4 protein-coding genes are annotated in these 3,813 nt (G+C 66.6%); all 4 read left to right on the plus strand.

What is annotated here, in order from left to right:
- Window positions 1-467: type II secretion system F family protein (locus Y706_RS0118005; RefSeq protein WP_028277706.1), on the plus strand; the 467-nt coding region annotated here is incomplete at its 5' end.
- Window positions 468-806: 339 nt separating this feature from the next.
- The gene (locus Y706_RS29835) at window positions 807-2,513 is read left to right on the plus strand and encodes a hypothetical protein (RefSeq protein ID WP_216699144.1); all 1,707 of its coding nucleotides are present in this window, start codon (window positions 807-809) and stop codon (window positions 2,511-2,513) included.
- A 296-nt stretch (window positions 2,514-2,809) separates the two neighbouring features.
- Window positions 2,810-3,094, plus strand: coding sequence for a DUF4244 domain-containing protein (locus tag Y706_RS0118025; RefSeq protein WP_028277707.1), 285 nt, complete (start codon window positions 2,810-2,812; stop codon window positions 3,092-3,094).
- Window positions 3,091-3,561, plus strand: coding sequence for a TadE family type IV pilus minor pilin (locus tag Y706_RS0118030; protein ID WP_028277708.1), 471 nt, complete (start codon window positions 3,091-3,093; stop codon window positions 3,559-3,561). Before Y706_RS0118025 ends, Y706_RS0118030 begins: the two co-directional genes overlap by 4 nt.
- Window positions 3,562-3,813 lie beyond the last annotated feature (252 nt).

Genomic DNA, 3,813 nt, shown 5'->3' on the forward strand with positions numbered 1-3,813 from the left:
GCCCGACGGTCCACGACGCCGGCCGGCACGGCCTCCAGGGCCTGCGGGACACCGCCATGATGCTGGAACTGATCGGCGCCATGCTGGATACGGGAGCCGGACTTGGCCGGTCCCTCGACCTCGTGGCCGCCCTCATGCCACCGGAACTCGGGCGGCAGCTTCGGCCGGTTGTGTCAGCCCTCGCAATCGGTGCGGACTGGGGCACGGCATGGCGCAGCTCCGGTGCCCGGGCGCCCCAACTTCAGGCCCTGCGCGACGCTCTTTCCTTCGCCGCGCTTACCGGCGCCCCCTCCTCAGCGCTCCTCTATGCCCAGGCTGCCCGGCTTCGCCGCGAACGCAACAGAGCCGCCGAGCAGCGCGCGGCCGCGCTCGGGGTGAAACTCGTGGTGCCGCTGGGCCTGTGCTCCCTGCCGGCGTTCGTCTGCCTCGGCGTCGTGCCCGTGCTCCTCGGGCTGCTTCCGGCGTGATGCCGGCAGCCCGGGGATCACCCCGGGCCCAAGGTTTATTCAAGTTGCTGGGGGATACCTTTGGGGCAGGCACCGTCGGAGTATGAGCGGTCTCGTGCGTCGACTTCTCACAGCACCTCCTTGGCGCCTCGAATCCCGGGGTATCCGGGGTCTCGTACTAACTGGGAGCCATGCCAGGGGGGCAGATCAATGATTCGACTGTATAAAGTGGGCGTGATTGCAGCGCTCAACCTACTAGTGTTGACCGGTTTGGCGGTCGGTGCCAGTCCGGCGTCCGCCGCAGTACCGACCTGTCAGCCGGGAGCACCCCAACCGACGAACCAATACCCGGGCAAGACGGTGATTGCCACGAACTTCGAGTCCGGAAGCCTCACCACCGCAGGCTTCGCCGCCGCATTCACCGCCGGGACAGGCACGGCCGCTGTCTCCTCGGCCCAGCAGCACTCGGGCCGTTGCTCAGCCTATGTTCACGTCACCACGGATGCCGGGTCGGTGGCCAATTTTTCCGCACCACTTCCTGCCGGAAACAACGAGGTCTATGCCGACGGCTGGTTCAACATCACCAAAGAGGGCGTCGCCGGCAACAACGTCCCGTACTTCCGCTTCTTCAACGGGACTACCCGGTTCATAGACGTCTACCGATCCAACGGCGGCGTCGGCCCGATGTGGTTGCGGGTCGCGGCGCCCGACGGAACCCTCCGCTACACCCCGATGAAAGTCAATGTCCCTCTCGGCACTTGGCACCATATCGTCACGCACGTCGTCGCAAATGGGGCCTCCTCCACGGTCGAGGTGATCTTCGACGGCAAACTCCTGTATTCCAGCAAGCAGATCGCCACGGGCTTTACCGCGGTCACCAAGATGCAACTCGGTGCCGAACACCGGCGGCAGGCAGGCGACAGCTTCATTGACGACGTCGTTATCAAGGCCGGCAAGGCAGCCGCCCAGCTGCCCGGAACGTTTGCCCCGATTGCCCCACAACGGTTCCTCGACACCCGGAAAACGGTGCCGGTGGGTGCCGATAAAGCCGTTTCCTTCCAGGTTGCAGGGGCTAATGGGATCCCGGCAAATGTCGCGGCGGTCGTCTTCAACCTGACCGTCACTGAGGCTAAATCCATTGGTTACATCACCGCCTACCCCTCCGGGACAACAAAGCCGGATGCATCCAATGTGAACTTCCGTGCCAACCAAAACGTGCCTAACCTGGTAACGGTCAAGGTGGGTGCGGACGGAAAAGTGGCGCTGTTCAACAGATCCTCCGGCACAACCCACCTCATCGCCGATGTCACCGGCTACTACGTCACGGGGACGCCGGCGACGCCGGGTGCCTTCCAAAGCCTCGCGCCAAAGCGGCTGCTGGACACCCGGTCCACGACGGCGCTTGCAGGGGATGCCACGGTGTCCCTGCTGGTTAGGGGGACCAACGGCATACCGACAACTGCCTCCGCCGTGGTCTTCAACCTCACCGTGACGGAGCCAACAAGGATCGGATACATTACGGCCTATGCCTCGGGCTCGAAGCGTCCGGACGCGTCCAACCTCAACTTCAATGCCGGGCAGACAGTGCCGAACCTGGTCACGGTCCCCATCGGTGCAGACGGAAGAGTCACGCTGCTCAATCGTTCCTTCGGACGTTCGCACCTGATCGCAGACGTTGCCGGCTACTACCTCGGCGGCACGCCGACGGCCACCGGTGCGTTCAAGGCCACGGGCCCATCCAGGATCCTCGACACCCGCCCCTCAGCGGCTGTGCGCCCGGACTCCACAGTGTCCTTTCAGATTGCCGGAACCACGGGAATCCCCGCGAACGTCCTGGGGGCTGTCTTCAACCTGACGGTCGTGGCGCCCCCGTTCATCGGCTACATCACCGCCTACCCGTCCGGCTCGACCCGTCCGGACGCGTCCAACCTGAACTTCTCGGCCCGACAGACTGTAGCGAACCTGGTCTCGGTCCCCGTCGGCTCAGACGGAAAGGTGACGTTGTTCAACCGTTCATCGGGGTCCTCACACCTCATCGCCGACCTCGCGGGATACTTCCTCCCCTAGGAACGCGCGGGTGACCCGCACCAACTGAACCCGAGAGGCTGTCGTCGCAGTACGGACCGCAGCCCCTCGGGTTCAGCCCTGTCTCGGTCCGGGCGAAACGCCGGCGGGCCGGGCACTGCGTTGGACGTCCGTTGGCCGCCCGGAAAGGGCCAGACACTTCTCCTCCACAGGCCGCCACGACGGCAACTTCGGGCACGTTTTCCACTTAGCTGCCATCGGGGCTTATGGCGCGACGTGCAAGCCGGGAGAGTCGAATCAGCCGGCGATCACGCCGGTGTCCCGTGGAAGGAAAGCAGATGTCAACAAATCAGGACACCCCCGCTGCACGTCGCATTAAAGCAGGGGAGGGCGGCGTTGCGGAGGTCTATGAGATCTACCCCGGCGCCAGCTCGGTTGTTCCCGTTCAACCGCGGGGACGTAAAGGGCCGCCGGCCTCGCAGGCGGGAATGGCTACCGCTGAATATGCCATCGCAACGCTGGCCGCCGTGGGCTTTGCCGGGGTCCTCGTGTTCATCATGCGCAGCGATGAGGTCCGCGGGTTCCTCCTGAACCTCATCCGGACGGCGCTCACGTTGCCATGAACGGACTCTGGCGCCGCCGGGGGAGCGGCGGCCGGAGAGCGTCGCCGCCAACGGCGGAGTGCCGCGGGGCCGTCACGGCTGAGTTCGCCGTCGCGCTGCCCTCGGTCGTTCTGCTGCTCTCCCTTCTGCTCGCGGGTTCGGCGGCCGGGGTGACGCAGCTCCGCGTTGAGGAAGCGGCCCGCGGCGGTGCCCGGGCGGTGGCGAGGGGAGCCGCGGCCGGCGAAGTCGGTGAGATTGTCCGCCGTCTCGCCGGCGACACGGCGGACTCAGAGGTGACGCACGACGGTGAGTGGCACAGGGTCACCGTTTCCGGCCGCGTCCCTGGGGCCGTTGGCTCCCTGGTTCCCTGGGCCCTCAGCGCCAGCGCGTGGGCGCGTGCGGAGGCCCCCGGCGCGGCACAACGGCCGGGGCTGGATGAGCCCGGACTGCATGGCGTCTCCCGTTCCCCGTGGCAGGGCGGCACATGATGTCACCTGCACCTGCACCTGCACCTGCGCCTGCACCTGCGCCTGCGCCTGCGCCTGCACCTGTCCGTGCACGTGCCCGCGGGCCGCGACACCGGGGCCCGGATCCTGCCCACGCCCGGCACCTGTGTACGTCTTCAGAGCGGGGGTCGGGGACCATCCTGGCCCTGGGACTCGGGCTGGTGGTCATCATGGCGTTGGCCCTGCTGCTTCTCTTGGCCGAATCGGCCGTCGCGGCATCGAGGGCTGCGGCGG

The sequence above is a fragment of the Arthrobacter sp. I3 genome, assembly GCF_000520575.1.
GTDB classification, from domain to species: domain Bacteria; phylum Actinomycetota; class Actinomycetes; order Actinomycetales; family Micrococcaceae; genus Arthrobacter; species Arthrobacter humicola_A.

Coding starts and splice junctions, on each gene's coding strand:
- Y706_RS0118030 (WP_028277708.1), top strand. CDS start 3,091: ATGAACGGACTCTGGCGCCGCCGGGGGAGCGGCGGCCGGAGAGCGTCG.
- Y706_RS0118025 (WP_028277707.1), top strand. CDS start 2,810: ATGTCAACAAATCAGGACACCCCCGCTGCACGTCGCATTAAAGCAGGG.